General features: G+C 45.8%; 14 protein-coding genes. 4 read left to right on the top strand and 10 right to left on the bottom strand.

The window, feature by feature from the left end:
• Positions 1–641: 641 nt before the first annotated feature.
• Entirely contained in the window at positions 642–863 is a 222-nt protein-coding gene (locus tag QUA01_RS12945) for a hypothetical protein (protein WP_194008573.1), read from the bottom strand.
• Positions 860–2,629 (bottom strand): S8 family peptidase, encoded by a 1,770-nt coding sequence (locus QUA01_RS12940; protein ID WP_333087479.1) that lies wholly within the window; start codon positions 2,627–2,629, stop codon positions 860–862. Before QUA01_RS12940 ends, QUA01_RS12945 begins: the two co-directional genes overlap by 4 nt.
• A gap of 255 nt (positions 2,630–2,884) precedes the next feature.
• Between QUA01_RS12940 and QUA01_RS12935 the strand changes: the two genes are divergently transcribed.
• The 3 genes from QUA01_RS12935 (at position 2,885) to QUA01_RS12925 (ending at position 5,716) form a co-directional block, all read left to right on the top strand.
• Positions 2,885–3,301 carry a hypothetical protein gene (locus QUA01_RS12935; RefSeq protein WP_333087478.1) on the top strand — a complete coding sequence of 139 codons (417 nt, stop codon included), beginning with the start codon at positions 2,885–2,887 and terminating at the stop codon, positions 3,299–3,301.
• Positions 3,302–3,796: 495 nt separating this feature from the next.
• Positions 3,797–5,506 carry a pentapeptide repeat-containing protein gene (locus tag QUA01_RS12930; RefSeq protein ID WP_333086985.1) on the top strand — a complete coding sequence of 570 codons (1,710 nt, stop codon included), beginning with the start codon at positions 3,797–3,799 and terminating at the stop codon, positions 5,504–5,506.
• Between the two features lie 78 nt (positions 5,507–5,584).
• Positions 5,585–5,716, top strand: a complete 132-nt coding sequence (locus QUA01_RS12925; protein ID WP_333086984.1) for a hypothetical protein — start codon at positions 5,585–5,587, stop codon at positions 5,714–5,716.
• Between the two features lie 62 nt (positions 5,717–5,778).
• Here QUA01_RS12925 and QUA01_RS12920 read toward each other — a convergent pair whose 3' ends face one another.
• From QUA01_RS12920 to QUA01_RS12900, 5 genes are all read right to left on the bottom strand, one after another.
• Positions 5,779–6,732 (bottom strand): hypothetical protein, encoded by a 954-nt coding sequence (locus tag QUA01_RS12920; RefSeq protein ID WP_333086982.1) that lies wholly within the window; start codon positions 6,730–6,732, stop codon positions 5,779–5,781.
• 323 nt (positions 6,733–7,055) lie between these two features.
• Complete coding sequence (locus QUA01_RS12915) at positions 7,056–9,182, bottom strand: HEAT repeat domain-containing protein (RefSeq protein WP_333086981.1); 2,127 nt, start codon at positions 9,180–9,182, stop codon at positions 7,056–7,058.
• Positions 9,183–9,401: 219 nt separating this feature from the next.
• Positions 9,402–9,608 carry a hypothetical protein gene (locus tag QUA01_RS12910; protein ID WP_333086979.1) on the bottom strand — a complete coding sequence of 69 codons (207 nt, stop codon included), beginning with the start codon at positions 9,606–9,608 and terminating at the stop codon, positions 9,402–9,404.
• 66 nt (positions 9,609–9,674) lie between these two features.
• On the bottom strand, positions 9,675–10,463 hold the full coding sequence (locus QUA01_RS12905; RefSeq protein WP_333086977.1) for an ABC transporter permease: 789 nt from the start codon (positions 10,461–10,463) through the stop codon (positions 9,675–9,677).
• A gap of 247 nt (positions 10,464–10,710) precedes the next feature.
• Positions 10,711–11,691, bottom strand: a complete 981-nt coding sequence (locus QUA01_RS12900) for an ABC transporter ATP-binding protein (protein ID WP_333086975.1) — start codon at positions 11,689–11,691, stop codon at positions 10,711–10,713.
• A 103-nt stretch (positions 11,692–11,794) separates the two neighbouring features.
• Between QUA01_RS12900 and QUA01_RS12895 the strand changes: the two genes are divergently transcribed.
• Positions 11,795–12,604: a calcium-binding protein gene (locus tag QUA01_RS12895; RefSeq protein ID WP_333086972.1), complete on the top strand. Its 810-nt coding sequence runs from the start codon at positions 11,795–11,797 to the stop codon at positions 12,602–12,604.
• A 41-nt stretch (positions 12,605–12,645) separates the two neighbouring features.
• Here QUA01_RS12895 and QUA01_RS12890 read toward each other — a convergent pair whose 3' ends face one another.
• The 3 genes from QUA01_RS12890 to mnmG all read right to left on the bottom strand — a co-directional run bounded on the left by QUA01_RS12890 (position 12,646) and on the right by mnmG (position 17,608).
• Complete coding sequence (locus tag QUA01_RS12890) at positions 12,646–13,680, bottom strand: NAD(P)-dependent alcohol dehydrogenase (RefSeq protein ID WP_333086971.1); 1,035 nt, start codon at positions 13,678–13,680, stop codon at positions 12,646–12,648.
• A 350-nt stretch (positions 13,681–14,030) separates the two neighbouring features.
• Complete coding sequence (locus tag QUA01_RS12885; protein WP_333086970.1) at positions 14,031–14,825, bottom strand: SDR family NAD(P)-dependent oxidoreductase; 795 nt, start codon at positions 14,823–14,825, stop codon at positions 14,031–14,033.
• An 866-nt stretch (positions 14,826–15,691) separates the two neighbouring features.
• Positions 15,692–17,608 (bottom strand): tRNA uridine-5-carboxymethylaminomethyl(34) synthesis enzyme MnmG, encoded by a 1,917-nt coding sequence (mnmG, locus tag QUA01_RS12880; protein WP_333086967.1) that lies wholly within the window; start codon positions 17,606–17,608, stop codon positions 15,692–15,694.
• Positions 17,609–17,704: the final 96 nt, after the last annotated feature.

Below are 17,704 nucleotides of genomic sequence, written 5' to 3'. Positions count from 1 at the left end.
AGGTGGGGTGCTACCGGAGACTCAATTAGTAGATGCACCCTGATTAATTAACTCCCGACCAATTTTGGCCGGGTTTTTTTTGAGCGATCGCACATCCAGCCATAAATTCCCGCAAATTTTCCGAAACTGTCCCGAAAGAGGTGGGGTGCTACCGGAGACTCAATTAGTAGATGCACCCTGATTAATTAACTCCCGACCAATTTTGGCCGGGTTTTTTTTGTCGATCGCACTTTCGCCATAAATTCCCGCAAATTTCCCAAACTATCCTGAATTTGGTGCGGTGGTATCGGAGATTAAATTAGTAGATGCACCCTGATTAATTAACTCCCGACCAATTTTGGCCGGGTTTTTTTTGTTTTAAGGCTGATGCTGAACAAATTTGAGGTGAGTTTCCGGATTGTGGTGGAATTCTCAGGAAGCTTAGTTGGTAGATGCACCCTGATTAATTAACTCCCGACCAATTTTGGCCGGGTTTTTTTTTGTCGATCGCACCGCCAAAAATTATCGCAAATTCTGCCAAACTTTCCTGAATGAGGTGCTGTCTGGCCGGACATTAAATTAGTAGATGCACCCTGATTAATAAACCCCAGCCAATGAAGGCCGGGGTTTTTTTTGATCGAAAGCTGGATTAGTCGATCGACCTACAAGACTTCAAAGGACTGCACCTCAAGCACCGGGCCGATCATCGCAAAAGTCATTATATCCTTGCGGACTGTACCTTTGACACTGACTTTCAAACCATCTTTTTTCAAGTCAGAAGGAGCATCCTTAAGTTCATAAGTTTCTCCATTTTCGCCAACCAAAGCCCAGGTACCAGGGCCTAATCCTTGGCGTTCAATTTTGCCTTTGACTGTAATACTCATGCTGACTGCGCCTCTGTTTTAAGTGCTAAATGTGCCAATCCAAAACACAACAAAGCATTGACAATCAAGAATGTTTGTGCTACTAAACCAGTTCCCAATCCCCAAACTGCAGGAGAGATTACAGCATTCACTGCTAAACAGCTAGCAAAGCCGATCGAAGTGGCGATCGCAATCCACTTCCACTGTTGATGTCCCAACAGCAAAACAATCAAAATCCCCGGAATCAAAACACTAGCAAATAAGGGATTCAGCATATTGCTGCCGTTAATTGCACCGCCGAGTTCGGGAATAGAACTGCCCATGATTCTCATCGGCCACTGCGGTAAGTCAAATACAAACAAGTTGCGGAGGAAAAAGAACCCAGAACTTCCAGCCATCAAGCCGCCGGAAAAGCCCCAAGTCCACTGGAACGGAAAATAATTCCGCATAATGAAAGCCAGCAGGTAAGAACCGAGTACCATTGCAATTTTCGGCAACAGGGCGACTGCACCGCCGTCGATCCAGAAGCGGGGGCTGAGATAGCCGTTGTCGCGCAGCCAGCGGAAGAAGTCGCGGAAGTTGATTTGTCCGCGCTGGGCTAGCTGAACTGCTGCGCCTGCGTCTAGGTGTCCCGAACCAAAATGGTTTAAGGGATCTTCTGTGACATTTCGCGAGGACTGCAAGAGTATGCTGCGAATTTGGTCTGGTTCTGTGACACCGGAGGCTTTGATCAGCGCTGCAACGCCGGCAACGTGGGGCGCAGCCATGCTAGTGCCTTGGTAGCCTTCAAAGATTTCGGCACCGGTTTCTGGGTCGATCGTACTTTGGAGAATTTTGCCTAGTTCAGAACCGCCGGGGGCTGAAATGTCAACACCCGCGCCGAAATTGGAATAATCGGCTTTTTCTTCGTTGGGGCCGAGGGCGGAAACGCCGATGACGTGGGGATAGCGGGCGGGATAGGATGCCGAACTGTCGCCGGAGTTGCCGGCGGCGGCGATGATGACAACCCCTTTAGAGTAGGCGTAGTCGATCGCTTCTTCCATTAATTGACTTTCGCCGCCGCCGCCTAAACTCATGTTGATGACATCTGCGCCGTTGTCAGCAGCAAATTTAATTGCTTCGGCAATGTCGGAAACTGTACCGCCGCCGCTGCCGCTTAATACTTTCAGCGGCATTAAAGCTGCTTCGTAAGCGATGCCTGCAACGCCGTAGTTGTTGTTAGTTGATTGGGCGACAGTACCTGCGACGTGAGTGCCGTGGCCGTTGTCATCGTAGGCTTCGGCGCGATCGTTTACAAAGTCGTAGCCCGGTACAAATTTGGTTTCTTTTAAGTCGGCGACGGGAGTGATGCCGGTATCAATTACCGCTACTGTTGTGCCGCTGCCTTTTGTTTCGTTCCAAGCCGATTCTACGTTGATGCTGCGGAGATTCCACTGCTTGACATACATGGGGTCGTTGGGAATCTCGTAAGCGCTGTAAATGTAGTTCGGTTCAATGTATTCGGTATCTTTAGCCAACTTTGATTTTCTCAGGGCGTTTAGCAAAGTGCGATCGCCCTTGACAACATACACATTATCCTGTTTAGAAAACTCACTGTTGAGTTGCGGTGCGATTTGGTACAACTGGGCGAGTTCTTCTACTCGTTTTGCAACAAGAGGATTACCGATATCTTCGCGGAAATCCAGCACAATCGAGTCGTAGGTGCCTTGAGTAGCAAGTCCTGGGAAATTAGAAATTGCCCAGCCAAGCCCGATTAAAAATAAGCACAGAAAGAAAAATTTTTTCATTGCCGATCGTCCGTTGAGGGAAGGCTTGTTCACCACAATAACCGAATTTTCATCGCGATCGCCAGTTTTCTTAGTTGTGGCTGCGGTCAAACTCGCGGGCGGGCTTTTGGTATGTGGTGGCGGTGGCTACCCGCGCGATCGCAAATGGGTGTAATTTCTAGTTTAAATTGCCAAGCAAGTTTGAGTAGTTCAATAAATTGTATCATTAAAGCAGATGGCAAAGAAAACCGGGAGTATTTTTCACAAGGATATTGCATGGAAAGAGGTTTAATGTGGTTGCCGCTGCTAGCAATTTTTATTGGGCTGGCTTGGGCTGGATGGAACGAGTATCAAAAGTTAGAAGCCTATCGCGTCTGGGCGGAACAATTCGCCAAGGCCAAGTACGATATTTATGCTGTACTCGGTCAGCAAGAAGACTGTTTGACTTGGGGGAAACCTACTCGCAGCGGGCCTGTGAATTTGCAAACTTTTTCTTTAAAAAATGTGCAGTCGCTCAGGTTGTTAGTTAACGGCGCTGTGGTAGATTTAGAGTCGCCACCAAATTCGGGAAGTGCGATCGCCCTAGAATTTTTGTTGAAAGATGCTGCGGCGGTGCAGGTTCCTTTTACAGAAGTTTCTCTAGCGACTAAATGGGCAAAGTATTTGCAGGGAGAATTGCAGCGATTCCTCTAAAAAAATCCTATTAGCACAAATTACGAATCACATAAATTCCGTGGTTATAGCACAATCAAAATGGTTGCTCGTGAGGACTTGAGTCCGCAAACAATCAGAGGAATAAATTCTTAATTACTAACTTAAAAATGGTTCGTAGTGAGGAATGTATTCGGGAGCATCTCAGTTGGGCATTTGAGCGTGCGAGCGTCCCCGAAGAGCGAGTATAATAGACGAGTTGCGAGTATAATAAGCGAGCGGGGAGTATAATAAGTGAGGGTGGACGCTCGCACTACCATAAAAAAATGCTTTTTGCAAAACTAAAATACTCCCATATATTCTGCAATAAAATAGAAAACCCAATTCCCAACTGGCAACCTAAAAATGATTTGTAATGAGGAATGTCTGCGGCAATAAATTAGAGGAATAAATTCCTCGCTGCCAACGCGATAACAGTTATTTTACCAGACTAGAGATAGTTTTTTCATTCCTATTCCCCTTCCCCTTCTCCTCCGAATGCAAGTACAAGAATTTTTGCTGCGCTATCAAGAAGGAGAGCGCAACTTTGCTCACATTGACCTCAGCGGTGCTAGTTTAAGCGGTGTCAACCTGCGAGAAATAAACCTCACAGGTGCTAACTTGACCGGTGCTAATTTGAGCTGGTCTTTTTTGAGCAATGCTAAGTTAATTGGAGCTTGTTTGCGCCGCGCAGATATCCGCAATGCAGTGATGTCCGGGGCAAATTTGAGCGGGGCAAATTTGAGCGGGGCAAATGTTGCGAAAGCGGATTTGCGCCTTGCTTGTTTGGAAGGTGCAGAACTCAATTGGACGGTGCTTTCTGAGGCGGATTTGGGCGGTGCTAATCTTCAAAAAGTTAAATCTGACCAAATTAATTTGGAGAAAGCTAAACTCGACGGCGCGCACTTGATGGGGGCGAAGTTGATGGAGGCGAATCTCAACCGCGCCAGTCTTGTTGGTGCTAATTTAACGGATGCTAATTTGCGGGAAGCGCATTTGGTGGAAGCAAATTTGCGATCGGCAATTTTGAGCGGTGTAAATTTGATTGAAGCTGATTTAAATGGTGCTCAAATGCGATCGGCAAATCTGGCGGGCGCTGACTTGCACCGAGCTGTGCTGGCGGGGGCAGATTTGACGGAGGCTGTACTCGATAATGCTGATTTGAGTCGAGCTAATTTGGCTGGTGCTTATTTGTTGAAAGCGAGTTTTAAGAAGGCGCTTTTGCTGCGAGCTAACTTGCAAGGAGTGTATTTGTTGCGGGCGGATTTGAGCGAGGCTAATTTGCGCGGTGCTGATTTGCGGAAAGCTGATTTGAGTGGCGCTTATTTGATGGATGCGATGTTAGGTGAGGCGGATTTAAGAGAAGCTTGTTTGATTGAATGTCGTTTGATTCGGACGAGTTTGGAGGGGGCGCAGCTTACGGGTTGCTGCATTCAAAATTGGCAGGTTCAAGATGTGGATCTGTCAAAAGTTGACTGCGGGTATGTTTTTACTCAGTTTGATTATACTGCGAAAGTTGCGGCAAATCGCTTTCCGGCGACTCGCGATTTTGAGTCTGGGGAATTGGGGCGGCAGAATCAAGAGGAAAGTTCTATTGTGGAGGTCTATTTTGCTGATTTTCCTAATTGGGAGGCTTTGGTGTTTACGGTGCGTCGGGTGGAGTTGGAGAGTTGGCAACTTCAGTTGAATGTTCAATTTTTTGAGTCTGCTGGAGAACAAAATTTACTGCGGCTGAGCGCTAACCGTTTGGTGAATGGCAAGATTTTGGGCGATCGCATTTTGGCGCTTTATCCAGATATGTTGGAAAAGGTTTTAGCCAAGCGGGCAGAAATTTGGGGTTTGCTAGATTTGGCTGTTGCTAGTAACAGTGTGGAGCCGCAGGAGCCAAGTCGAAATGAAGTGTTGGTCAGAAAACAGGAAATCTACCAGCGAATGGTGCGTCAAATTTCGTTTATTTTGATGTCTCAAACACCGGATAAATTCTCTGAAAGTGTGCAGCGGCTGTTGGATTATTTGAAGCAGCAAGGTATTCCAACTATTCAGATTCAGAGGAAAGTTATCAGTCAGGCGATCGTGCAGCGGGCCAAGCAAGACCCTGGTTTTCGGGAACAGTTGATTTTGTGGGAGAAAACGGCGCCCGCGAACGTTCGCGGCTCGATGATGGGGGAAGCGGTGCGGGGTGCGATCGGGCTTTTGATCGATGATTAACAGTTAATTGTTAACACTTGAAGCCGGAGAGCGGCTAATACCCGCACTTGCTCTTCTGCGTCGGAAATTGCAAGCCTCGTGCAGCGGGCCAAGCAATACCAAGCTTTTCGGGAACAGTTGCTCAGGTGGGAGAAAACGGCTTCGGAGTGCGATCGTTGTTCGGTAATGGGGGAAGCGGTGCGGTTTGCGATCGGGCTTTTGTGGCAATGAATAGATATAGAAGTGAAAAGCCAGTCCAGGGAGGGCTGGATGCCTGTCCCCCAAAAAACGAACTATATCAAATTTTTTATAATCATCAATTCGACAATCAAAAGCATACAAGAAGAGAACATCATTTCATTACATTTCTGCAAATATTCAGTGTAACTAATGGTATTTAATGCTCCCGTCCCTCCTGAACGATACTGAATAATGTTTGAGTTTATTTGCAGTTTCATCGCACCATGATGCGAGGCATTTCTTAGCGTACTATCTAAACACTGAACGACAGGAGCAAAGCTGTGTCTATCTTTAAAAGGGTTAGCTCTATTAGCCTTATTTATAGTCATATATTTCTTCATATCCATCTCTTCAAAAATATCAAAATTACGACCACTTAATATGTTATTTATACCTGCCAAAATGAAAAGACTTGAAGTTATGTGTTCGTAGATATTTCCATAAAACATCTTTAGGTTTCTAAATTTATTGGATGACAGTGATATATCCTCTGGAATTTTCTGTTTCTGCTTTGCATACAGATAGAGCTGAAGTAGGTCGTCATAATTTTTCAAGTAATCATTAAAACTTTCTAAATGGCGCTCTAGGCAATCTTCTACGTGTTTCTCCAAATAGTATGAGCGAAGATTGTAATATTGTAAGGAATTTTTGCTTTTGGCTTCCTTAATTTCATTCAATATAGTTTTCATTTCTTCGCTCCGCTCTTCACCAATAAACAAAGCACTAAACATTAGAATTGATTCGTGCAAAGGATAAGATTTATCAAATAAATCCTCGGCAAGTTTATCTAAGTATTCAAGTGCAAGATTCTCTTTGCCTCTGTTGTGAAGAGACCAAGCTTTAATCAAAAATTCCAGCTTCTCTCTTAAATTTCTAAAGCCTCCTACCAATGAAAAAATATCTAGTATTTGCTTTTCTGAGAAGTAATGTTTTGTTTTTTCAATTCTTTCAAAAGCACCCAATCGCTCAGCTTGATGAATCGAAGAAAAGTAATATTTATTATGCAAAAATTTTTCGGCAACTAGGAAATTGGGGTCTAAATTTATAACGGTTCCTTCAGTTTGACAAACTTCACAGTTGCTAACTGTAGAAAACTTAGTTTTTGGAGCCTTGAAGCCGGCAAATTATCAAACCTACGCCAGTCATCAAAATCAATGTCCAAGCGAACAGACATATCCTCACCACAATTTACGCAAGGGAAGGTATGCTCTTGATAACGATCAGTTCCCAGTGAGATGCGTAGAGTATGGTTTGTTTTGCAGGTTCCGCAACTAACTGTCCAACGCTGAATAACCATAATTTTCGGAAAGGTCTAAAGGATTATTTCTGTTTACCAGTCTTGGCTGCAGAGTCGGCGGCTCGCTAAAGCCCGCACTTGCTCGTCGGCGTCGGAAACTGCAAGCGATCGCACCAGAGGCAAAGTTTCCGCATTTTCGGGATAATGTTCGATAATTGCTTCGAGTGCTGTAAATCTGGGATTGTAAGCAAAAGAACCTGTTCTATCGTAGGAGTCAGTCAGAGCTCTCTGGCGCAAAAACTCAAACATTCCCGGCTCGTCTTTCCATCCCCGCATTAACTCTACCAGAGCGATCGCCCGCACCTGAGAATCTTCATCCTGCACTGCCCGAATTTTCAGCCACTCAAAAGTTTGAGGCTCATTTGTCCGCCCGCGAGCTAACTTTTGCAAAGCGAGTTGCCTAACCGCCGGACTCTCATCGCCCTCTGCTTTAGCCTCCAGCATCCTCCAAGTTTCAGCACCCGAAGGCCAGTTGCGAGCGAGTTCCTGCACCGCCACTTCCCGCACCTCCTCCTCCCCAGAATCAAGCTGAATTTTCAACCAAAGCAATGTTTCCGGCTCTTCTGGCCATCCCCGCGCTATTTCTCGCACCAGCACGCTCAGCAGGTGAGCATCCCCCTCCGACTCCGCCAGTTTTTTGAGAAAAGGCAAAGTCTCGTCCCGGTGTCCCCAGCCTCTTGCTATCTGTTCCACCGCAGTTTCTCGGACGTTGAGGTGTCTGTCTGACTCGGCGAGATTTTTCAACCACTCAAAGACTTCGAGACTGGCTGACGGTAAGGTGGCTGCAGCTGCTACTACTACTTGGCGCACAGTCCAATAATCCTCTGAGGCCGCTATTTTTTGCAGCAGGGGCAATGTATCCGGGCTGTCGGGCCAACCTGCGGCAATCTGTTGCAGGGCTATTTCGCGCAGTTCGGCGTCGCGATCGCCCGCAGCTATATTTTGCAAAAAAGGCAGAGTTGCGGGGTTAGACGGCCAGCCAGAGGCAATTCCTTGGACTGCTGCCTGCCGGACGGTGGAACTCTGGTCGGACTCGGCGAGACTTTTGAGCAGCGGATAAATCTCTGGTTGGGCCCGCCAGCGCGAAGCTAATTCTTCGATCGCTGCTGTCCGCACTTGTTCGCTGCTGTCGGATACGGCTAGGGTTTTCAGCAGCAGGCCAACTTCTGCCACGGCCTGCCAGCCCGCTGCCAACTCCCGCACAGCTAATGTTCGCAGGGTAGAAGTTCCTGTCTCGGTCAAGTTTTTGAGCAGGGAGAAAGTACCTAAAACGCTGTGCCAACCTCTGGCTATTTCTTGCCACGCTGCGACTCGCACTCCCAAATTTTCGTCGGATTCGGCGGCGGTTCTCAGCTGCAGTAAGGTATCTGTTCGATCGCGCCAACGACGGGCCAACAGTTCCAGCGCGCAGGTGCGGACGGTCGGACTGCGATCGAACTTAGCCAGGGCGGCCACCAGTTGCAAGGTATCCTTTTTATCGGGCCAACCCGCGACCATTTCTGCGATCGCAGCCGATCGCACTGCCCAACTTGTATCGAATTTAGCGAGTTTTTTGAGCATCAGGTAAATTTCTGGCTCGTCAGACCAACTGCGGGCTATGGCTTTGACTGCTGTGGCCCGGACTTCGCCGCTGTCGCTGGAGTGTGCGAGTATTTTCAGCCAGGGCAGGGTTTCCGGGTCGTTTTTCCAAGTTTGGGCGATCGTGGCGATCGATCGATCGCGAATTTGATAAGTTTCCTGCAATTCTTGAGCGCTTTGATAAAGAATCAGGAAAGCCGTCCCGTATTGTGATAGCTTTTTTAAAGCATTTAACAGTTTTTTTTCGGTGTTTTTATTGATGCCATTTTTGACTTTTAACAGGCAGCCCGCTGCTAAAAACAAATTAATAAATTTTTCCGGTTGACCGTTTTGATCTGTCAAATATTCTATCAGTTCGCTCGCTGTTTCTCGATCTAATTTAGCTGCAATTTCTGTGAAGACTTCCTGCAAAGATTCATCCCGCCAGTGCTGCTCAAAAACTTGTGTTTTGAGTTGAGTCCAAGTCAGTTGACCAGTTTTGAGTTGTGTGTCGATTAACTCTGCAACTGTCTGGGGATTATTTTCGCAAACAAGTTTTTTTAACAACATACCAATATCTTGTCCCCTAGAGTTTGTTTGCATTGAAAAAAGACTCGGCGGTTGACATCAGGTTTATACAGGCTTGCACCCGAAAAGAGCGGCTTGAAGAAAGGGCAATTAAAATTACCTTATTTTCTTTACACCGCAAAGGTGTTCGCCCTCGATGGCCCAAGCAAACGCAAGTTTGACGCTGGCGGGGTTTCAACCTTTTTCTGCTCCGTATTGTAGTATGCAGCCGATCGACTCTATTTTATACCACAATTATTTACCAGCGTCGCGCCTCAATGCAAAAGCCGCCAGCACCCACAGAAATATTGGGTTTTGGCGGAGGGTTATCGAACAATTCAGGCGGTAATTGCTCAAAGCATTAACTTGATAACCGTTTCCGACTCGCAACATCCCCACTTGTTTTGCAGCAACCAAAGCACAAACACCTGTATTAAGGACGATCGTTGGATGCGATCGCACACCTACCCAAAACCATCGATATCTTACTGGGACGCACTCTACAATTTTTTAAATTTTAATGATTATTTAAGCTCCCATGCTGGAATACTGCTTCAAACCCTGCCGCCACAGCCAGCGATTCCACACAAAAAACACCATACTCCAACCCAACATTACCAGTAAACCGCGGCCTACATCTACGGGCAATCCTATCAATATTGAAGCGGGAAAATGAATCAAATAAGGAAACGGTGTCCACAAAACTACTTCCCGCACGGCTGGGGGAAATACTTCTAGCGGCGCGACAAGTCCCGATAAAAACAGGTACATTAAAAACCAGAATTCTTCGATCGCACTTGCCCTCTCGATCCAAAAAGCAAACAGCGCAAAGGTATACTGAATCAGGAACCGCAAACAAAAAGCGAAAACGAGAACCAACAAAAATAACAAAAATCTGCCCAAACTCGGCAGCCAAAAAGACTGCGGGTAAAGTGCAAAAAATAGCAGCACTAATCCTAATACAAACGGTAGCCTCGCAAACCTTTCGGAAACGTGAGATGCGAAGTGATGCCATACGGGATCGAGAGGCTGCAACAATCTATTAGATAACTTACCTTCCACGACTTCTTTTTCAAACTCCCAAATCACCCAAACTACATTAGTTTGTCTGACTATGAAAGCTGCTAAAAAGTAACGGGCAAAGTCGATCTGCTTCAGCCCAAATTCACCACTTTCGGCCGCTTGCATCCACACGCCCATCAAGATAAACGGCAAAGCTCCCGACAGCGCCCACAAAAACAATTCCTCCCGGTATTCGAGCATATAAGCGTAGTAGGTGACGAGCAAAGTTTTAGCAATTTTAATGTTTTTTTTCATATTCATTCTCACTGAAATAATACTGAATTTAACTCAAGGAAAAAAGAAATAGGTAGAAATTTTTAATGTGCGTTACTAGGCAGATCTTGGTAACGAGACACGAGCAGCGTAAAAAGGCTGGTAATAATAAATCACGATCCCAATAAATCCCCTTTCTTGAAAGATAATTGATATTCTTTTTGCCTCTTAACAAAGAAAATATTTGACGGTTGTTGGCTCCCTTTGTCAAGGGAGATAGGAGTAATATCTACACTTTACCCGTGCGAAAAACTCGACCGATTACTTCTTCAATTGGCGGATCGGTAACACTCAAATCGATAACTTCTAATTCTGCTAAAATCTTCGACACGCTTACCGTCAGTTCCTCCCTTTTTACCAAAAACCGCACGGAATTACCTTCAATTGATTCTACCTCGCCGTAACCAAAAGCGCTATCTTTGGCCAAGGGTTCGGCTAATTTTACTTGAACTTCCCGATAAGGTGCAAACCTGTCGAGCAATCCGTCCAAACTACCATCATAAACTAATTGCCCTTCATGGATTAACAAAACGCGCTTGCACAAAGCAGTAATATCAGCCATGTAGTGACTTGTCAAAAGTACCGTTGCTTGATAGCGCTCGTTATATTCCCGGAGAAATTGCCTGACGCTAAACTGTGCGTTGATATCCAAACCTAAAGTCGGTTCATCTAAAAATAATACCTCCGGCTGGTGCAGCAAGGCAGCCATGAATTCTGCTTTCATGCGTTCGCCCAAAGATAGCTTTCGCACTGCTTGATTTAACTTGCCTTCTAGTGACAGCATTTCTGTCAATTCTCCGACTCGTCGCCGATAATCTGCATCGGAAATTCCATAGACAGCGGCGTTGATTCGCAGAGAATCGAGCACTGGTAAATCCCAAATTAACTGTTGTTTCTGCCCCATCACTAAGGTGATTTTTTGCAGAAAATCTGCTTGGCGGCGGAACGGAGTGCGATCGCACACTGTCACTGTACCATCAGAGGGATAAATCAAACCAGTCAGCATTTTCAGCGTCGTAGTTTTGCCCGCACCGTTAGCGCCGAGAAACCCCACCACTTCTCCAGGTTCAATACTGAAAGAAACGCTGTCAACTGCTTTGATGTTGCGGTAAGTGCGGTTAAAAAAGTGCTGGACTGTTCCCTTAAGTCCCGGTTGTTTAATCGCTACTGGATAAACTTTGCTTAAGTCTTCTACAAAAATAATTGGCATCGGCTTTAATTTTAACTTTTATTTTAATCTGCGATTTTGCGATCGACTGTGCCAAGATGGAAATAATTATCAGATATCCATTAATCGCAAAAAATTTACAACTATGGTACTCACTCCCGATCGTTCACGCATCTCTCGTTTGGTAGGAGACAATTCTCCTGAAAATATTACACTTGTACCGGGACAACTTGCTAGTTTTTCTGGGGGAGTTTGGATGCTGGGCGGCAATGATACTGTAACAGGTTCATTAGATGCAGAACGGATTTTCGGCAACGATGGTAAGGACAGTCTGTCAGGCGGGCCCGGCAATGATTCTATTTACGGCGGCAAAGGTGATGACGATATTTTGGGAAAAAGTGGCAACGATGTTTTGACAGGGGATAGAAATAGCGATTTTATTGATGGCGGTGTGGGAAATGATTTGCTGCGCGGCGGTCAAGGTGTTGATTTGTTAGTTGGCGGTGATGGTAACGATACTTTAATCGGCGATAGAGATGTGGATATTTACAAAGGAGGTGCGGGGAGAGATGTTTTTGTTTTTCGAGTCGATCAAGCGGGAATGGGAGTAGGGGGAATAGAAGTTCCTGATGCAGTAATTGTGGACTTTGATAAGTCGAATGATTCCATCGGACTTAGTGTGGATTTTAGCACTACTCTTGTCTTCTTGGAACAGACAAGTTATAGCTTGGACGATCCGAGACTGCTGCTGCTAAATCCTGGAACTATAACGGGGGGAACGAATTTGTTAGCCAAGGGCGGTATCTCGCAGGAAAGTCTCGATCCAGACAGCAACGGGCGCGTGGAAGCTACTAATATTAGATTTGGTTCTAATCAGGCTTTGTTGGGTACTGTGTTGAATGTAACGCCTGCTGATTTAACCGGCCGTTTGATTAATGCTAGTTCTCTGCTGTAATTTGTAGATCTGGGGTGCGAATTACGCACCTTACTAAGGATCTAACTTACTGTCAAAACTGCGCGATAGCGCACTTTATTGTCGCGGACTTTCTGGATTGCTTCATTTGCTTGTGCGATCGCAAAAACTTCGACAATCGGCTCAATCCCAAACTTCTCTGAAACTGACAGCATTTCATAAATCATAGCACGACCGCCGATCGGAGAAGCCGTAATTCGGCGGCGCTTCGCCAGCAGCGCAAATAACGGAATACTCAAAGGTGCGTCGGGAACTCCCACAAAAGCAAGGGCACCGTCAGAATCGAGAAAATCAATGTAGGGAACCCAATCTAAAGCAGCAGGAACAGTGCTCAACAAAATATCTAATTTACTGCTAGGCGGTTGAGGAACTTCGCCTTTTTCTACTACAATAGCTTCGTCCGCCCCCATTTTATGGGCAAATTCTGCCTTATCTTGGGAAGTAGTAAAAACTGTAACGCGGTTGCCTAATTTTTTAGCAAATTGCACGGCTAGGTGTCCCAAACCGCCGATACCGAGAATGCCGATTTCTTGCCCCGAACTCATCCCCGCGTTTCGCAAACCGGCGTAAACAGTAGTTCCGCCACACAGCAACGGCCCGGCTACTTTGGAATCGATGCCTTTGGGAATAGGAAAAGCAAAGCGGGAATCTACCATTAAATAATCGGCTAAACCGCCGGGCCCTGTAACAATTAATCCCTGGTTTTCATCGCAGAGATTTTCGTTACCGCGCAAGCAGTCACGACAATGCAAGCAAGACGACCTTTGCCAGCCGACACCAACGCGATCGCCTACTTTTAAATGAGTCACTTGCGATCCTATTTCTGCCACTTCTCCGATAACTTCGTGACCGGGAACCAGGGGATATTTTGATTGACCCCAATCGTTATCAATCATGTGCAAATCCGAGTGACAGATGCCACAAATTAACACTTTTATGAGACATTCGTGCACCTTGGGCGCTGCGACATCAAATTTGTATTCTTCAAGCAACCCGCCTGCTTTTTTTGCTGCTAATGCTGTGATTTGCATGGTAATATTTTCTGGTTTCTTTGTCATTATAATAGTATTTGGGGCTGGTTGAACCCTCTATTTTTTTAGAAACTTAAATTTAATAACTCAAAGTATCTGCCACACTCCTCTATCCCGAAGCCGAGGGGTAAACAGAGGCTTTTTTTCGCCCCTGAAGCGCGATCGGGATCTGACTGGTGACAAGCACTTAGGATCGAAAACTTAATAACTTAAACACCTCCTACAGTCCTCTATCCTGTAAGTTGCCAGATAAAAGGAGGCATATCCTCACCTATCTGCATTACTAAGCAGAGCCTGGTAAGGAGCAACAGTTAACAGTTAACAGTTAGCAGTCAACAGTCATTTGCTACTAATAACTAATAACTAATAACCAATGACTAATTACCCATGAATAATTGCATCAAACCGGGGAATAATCGATGGGCTTCCGATGCAAAGAAAGCTGGGCCGACAGTAACTTCTGCACGCTGATTCTTCACAGCATCCCAGATTGCTTTAGCAATATCTTCCGGCTGAGAAGCCCAGTTAGATTTCAACATTTCGGTCATTTGTTGGCGGCGCAATTCGACTGCTGGTTCGTCTCGATCGCGAAATTGAGCTCTTTCCAAAAAATCGCTGTTGATCAAACCCGGATGTACGGCGCAAACGTGAATGCCTCGGGGTGCTAATTCCAATCGCAAAGTTTCTGTTAAACCGGTTACTGCATATTTGCTGGTGCAATAAGCGGTCATTTGAGGCAAGGGCATTTTGCCGCCTATGGAGCCAATATTGACGATTGTACCCGTTTTGCGATCGAGAAAATGTGGTAAAAGTTCTTGAATTGTGTTAACGCAGCCCCAAAAATTGGTATTCATTAATTGCTGCCAATCTTCGGAGGTGGTTTGCTCGATCGCCCCCGCGAGACAAATCCCGGCATTATTCACCAAAACATCAATGTTTCCGCAAGTATCTAGGGCTTTTTGGACGATCGCCCGCACTTGTTGAATGTCGCCCACATCCCCCGCAATAGGGAAAGCGGAAGTGCCTTCACGCTGCACCTGAGCTGCTGCCGCTGCCAATCTCTCTGGCTCGCGAGCCACCATCACCACATCGTAACCTTTACTGGCAAATAACAGTGCCGTTGCTTTGCCGCTTCCTTGAGAAGCGCCTGTAATCAAAACTGTAGGAGCCATAGATAGTTATACTTTGTAAGTGGGGGTTTTGTTTGCTGCTGTATGGAAACTATAACAGATTTAAGGTTATTTTAGGCCCGCTCTACATTGATAGTTGTTTTTGAGTGTGGTAATTTTTAAGGATTGGCGATCGGGCTTTTTGAAGGAACCGCGAAGACGCTAAGAACGCGAAGGCTAGAACTCGAAGGCAGAAAGAATAAGAGTGGACAAGATAAGATAAAGTATTCTGATTTTGTACGAAATTTCCATGGCTACAGCCTAGGTCAGGTTTATGATGCACTCACTTCTAACCTGGTTTGTTTACAGTTCAATTTTATAGCTGTAAACTGATGGGTGTTCCAGAAACTATATTTCAGGCGTACTGCACCTACATGGAATATGCTGTAATCCTTTCAAAAACATATTGAATTATATCAGAGTAATTTTGACTTGGTGAGGATTCTTTCCAATTCCCTGCAATTCGATGTTGGGGGTTTTGACTTTCCTCTTCTTTTCTGGCTAACTGGATCAGCATTTGAGCTAAACGCAACTTCTCCCTGTATCCAAGCTGCTGACACAAGCCAGCGATCTCATCATAGTTTATGACCAATTTTGGTTTGTTAGCTTAATCAAGATCGGTAATATTTTACCATATCTAACCAGTTGCTTTTGCTTCGGGTAGATAGATTAAATTCAACTCGCAAATAAAACCTCCTGGGAGCATCTCAGTTGTGCATTTATAGTGTTGTCCCCGATCGCGAGTACAATACGGGATCGGGGACGATCGCACGCTCAAGAAAAGAACCCAGCGCCGTTTCCCTACGGCAATCGCGTACAATTCAACCAACAATTAAGACAAAGCCGAGCAATTTTTGGGTTTTATTAATTCAATTTCCCACAGCAGCCGGCTGCTGACGATTTCGCACTTCCAGATAAATCAACAAAGCATTAACATCAGCCGGATTAACCCCGCCAATTCTCGCAGCTTGGCCAATAGTCAGCGGCCTAATTTTAGTCAATTTTTCCCGCGACTCCTTCGAGAGAGTTGTAATTGCCATATAATCCAAGTCTCCAGGCAATTGGCGGCGTTCGTGTTTGGCAATGTCATCAATTTGATTTTGCTGTCTTTGCAAATAACCGGAATATTTGAGGTCAATTTCTACACCATTTTTCTCGGCTAATTGTAGACTGGAATCACCTAAATTGTAACGTTCCAAATCGACATAATGAAAACCGGGACGGCGCAGCAAATCAGCGAGAGTAATTGAACCTTTAATCGCTTGTTGAGTATCGACCAAAATTTTCTTCCCAAGCTCTTCGTGTTCTTTGACGCGAGTCGAGTACAAACGGGCTTTTTCCGCGATAATATTAGCTTTTTTGCGCTCAAATAACTCCCAACGGCGATCGCAAATTAAACCAATTTCTCGTCCCAGCGGAGTCAAGCGTTGATCTGCATTGTCCGATCGCAATAATAACCGATATTCCGATCGCGAAGTCAGCATCCGGTAAGGTTCCCGCAAATCCTTCGTACACAAATCATCAATCAAAGTCCCGATATAACTTTGCTCGCGAGGAAACACAATCATCTCCTGATTTTTCGCAAATCTAGCCGCATTAATCCCCGCCACAATCCCCTGTGCCGCCGCCTCCTCATAGCCAGTCGTACCGTTCACCTGACCCGCGCAAAACAGTCCTTCAATCTTCTTCGTCATCAGCGTTGGAAAGCACTGAGTAGCCGGCAAATAATCGTACTCCACAGCATAAGCAGGGCGCATCATCTCGCACTTTTCCAAACCAGGAAGAGTCCGCAGCATTTGCAATTGCAAACTTTCCGGTAAACCCGTCGAAAATCCTTGGATATAAAGTTCAGGAATATCCCTACCTTCCGGTTCAATAAAAATCTGGTGGCTTTCCTTATCTGCAAACCGGACAATCTTATCTTCAATACTCGGACAGTAGCGCGGCCCCTTCGCATCAACCCAGCCGCCGTAAACCGGAGAAAGGTGCAAATTGTCTCTAATTAACTGGTGAGTTTCTGGCGTAGTTCGAGTTAGGTAACAAGGCATTTGTTCCCGTTCCACCCAAACTTCAGGATCGAAACTAAACCAACGAACTTCTGCATCTCCCGGCTGCGGTTCCATGTTGGTGTAATCGAGAGTCCGCTTGTCAACTCTTGCCGGAGTTCCAGTTTTCAATCGTCCAGTTTCAAAGCCCAAACGGTTGAGAGTTTCTGTCAAACCGACGGCGGCAAATTCTCCGGCACGTCCGGCCGGCATCGACTTATTGCCCACCCAAATTGTGCCGCCTAAAAAAGTTCCAGTGGTGAGAATTACGGCTTTGCATTCAAAGGCAACGCCGAAGTATGTTTCAACACCGATAATTTCTTCATTTTTGCCTAAAACTAAGTCTGTAACCATCGCTTCGCGGACGGTCAAGTTCTCTTGATTTTCGACAATATTGTTCATCACGGCGGCGTATTCCCGCTTGTCTGTCTGTGCTCTGAGAGCCCAAACTGCGGGGCCTCTCGAAGCGTTGAGGACGCGCTTTTGTAGATAAGTGCGATCGGCCATTTTACCGATTTCGCCGCCCAAGGCATCCACTTCGTTAGTAAGTTGAGTTTTCGCGGGCCCGCCGACAGCCGGATTGCATGGTTGCCACGCAATTTTATCGAGATTGAGGGTGAGTAAAAGCGTGCGACAGCCGAGGCGAGATGTGGCGAGGGCGGCTTCGCAGCCGGAGTGTCCGCCACCAACTACGATGATGTCGAAACTATCTTGGAATTGTACTGTGGTTTGTGCGGTCATTCGATTTTAGATTTTAGATTTTAGATTTTAAATTGAAGGATTAATTCCGTCTTGAGTCTGGGAAGTAATTAATCCAGGAGCTTGTTTAGTGGATAC

Origin of the sequence: Microcoleus sp. S36a_B3 (assembly GCF_036700745.1) — a bacterium.
In the GTDB taxonomy this organism is placed as follows: domain Bacteria; phylum Cyanobacteriota; class Cyanobacteriia; order Cyanobacteriales; family Microcoleaceae; genus Microcoleus.
This window is presented reverse-complemented; position numbering and strand designations above follow the sequence as displayed.

Excerpts from the sequence above, each read along its gene's own strand:
- QUA01_RS12945 (WP_194008573.1), bottom strand. The coding sequence starts at position 863 with ATGAGTATTACAGTCAAAGGCAAAATTGAACGCCAAGGATTAGGCCCT.
- QUA01_RS12940 (WP_333087479.1), bottom strand. The coding sequence starts at position 2,629 with ATGAAAAAATTTTTCTTTCTGTGCTTATTTTTAATCGGGCTTGGCTGG.
- QUA01_RS12935 (WP_333087478.1), top strand. The coding sequence starts at position 2,885 with ATGGAAAGAGGTTTAATGTGGTTGCCGCTGCTAGCAATTTTTATTGGG.
- QUA01_RS12930 (WP_333086985.1), top strand. The coding sequence starts at position 3,797 with ATGCAAGTACAAGAATTTTTGCTGCGCTATCAAGAAGGAGAGCGCAAC.
- QUA01_RS12915 (WP_333086981.1), bottom strand. The coding sequence starts at position 9,182 with ATGCAAACAAACTCTAGGGGACAAGATATTGGTATGTTGTTAAAAAAA.
- QUA01_RS12905 (WP_333086977.1), bottom strand. The coding sequence starts at position 10,463 with ATGAAAAAAAACATTAAAATTGCTAAAACTTTGCTCGTCACCTACTAC.
- QUA01_RS12900 (WP_333086975.1), bottom strand. The coding sequence starts at position 11,691 with ATGCCAATTATTTTTGTAGAAGACTTAAGCAAAGTTTATCCAGTAGCG.
- QUA01_RS12895 (WP_333086972.1), top strand. The coding sequence starts at position 11,795 with ATGGTACTCACTCCCGATCGTTCACGCATCTCTCGTTTGGTAGGAGAC.
- QUA01_RS12890 (WP_333086971.1), bottom strand. The coding sequence starts at position 13,680 with ATGACAAAGAAACCAGAAAATATTACCATGCAAATCACAGCATTAGCA.
- QUA01_RS12885 (WP_333086970.1), bottom strand. The coding sequence starts at position 14,825 with ATGGCTCCTACAGTTTTGATTACAGGCGCTTCTCAAGGAAGCGGCAAA.
- mnmG (WP_333086967.1), bottom strand. The coding sequence starts at position 17,608 with ATGACCGCACAAACCACAGTACAATTCCAAGATAGTTTCGACATCATC.